The organism is uncultured Microscilla sp. (genome assembly GCF_947493425.1).
Taxonomy (GTDB): Bacteria; Bacteroidota; Bacteroidia; order Cytophagales; family Microscillaceae; genus Microscilla.
This window is the reverse complement of the sequence record NZ_CANLRP010000511.1, coordinates 1-427: the sequence shown is the minus strand read 5'-3', so window position 1 is coordinate 427 and position 427 is coordinate 1. Positions and strand designations below refer to the sequence as shown.

1 pseudogene is annotated in these 427 nt (G+C 42.4%); it reads left to right on the top strand.

Annotated elements, in window-relative coordinates:
* Positions 1 to 59: 59 nt before the first annotated feature.
* Positions 60 to 427 (top strand): annotated as a pseudogene (locus Q0954_RS34530) (hypothetical protein); the annotation flags it as partial.

Below are 427 nucleotides of genomic sequence, written 5' to 3'. Positions count from 1 at the left end.
AAGGGGATAAATTGCCCAAGCTAACGGAGGTATTGGAAAACCCTCAAACAGTTTGGCAGATGATTACGATTACTGAGTGGTATGGTCATGCAAACAAAGTAATGAAAGTGACTACAGGAACTGCTTTATGGTATCGGGCAGGAAAACCAGTGATTCCATTAAGGTGGGTTTTGTTGTGTGATCCTGATCAAAAACTTGAGCCAAGGGCAATACTCTGCACTGATTTGTCTCTCTCTTTAAAAGAGATTGTGACTTACTATGTCAGGCGTTGGTCAGTAGAAGTTACCTTCGAAGAAGTAAGAAAGCACCTGGGAGTAGAAACTCAAAGACAATGGAGTGATAAAGCCATTGAGCGAACAACACCTGCGTTGATGAGCTTATTTTCTATAGTCACATTAATGGCTCACAGGCAAGCACTCATGGGCGA